The following is a 246-nucleotide window of genomic DNA, read 5'->3' on the forward strand; positions in this document are numbered from 1 at the left end:
GATCCGGCTTGCCGACGACATCCATCTCGCCCACGACGGCTGGCCCGACGCCCAATGGTGGAAGCGCTACGACGACCCGCAACTCGACACGCTGATCCAGCGCGCCCTGGCAGGCTCTCCGACTATCGCGATGGTGCGCACGCGTGTCACTCAGGCGGGGTCCCAGGCGGACGTGCTCCGTGCCGGCACGGGCCTGCAAATGGCCGCGTTCGCGCTGATCAACGAGCAACGCGCATCGGCAAACGG

General features: G+C 68.3%; 1 pseudogene. It reads left to right on the forward strand.

What is annotated here, in order from left to right:
- Positions 1 to 246 (forward strand): annotated as a pseudogene (locus SB753_RS40265) (multidrug resistance transporter); the annotation flags it as partial.

It is taken from the genome of Paraburkholderia sp. SIMBA_053, assembly GCF_046534895.1.
Lineage (GTDB): Bacteria > Pseudomonadota > Gammaproteobacteria > Burkholderiales > Burkholderiaceae > Paraburkholderia > Paraburkholderia caledonica.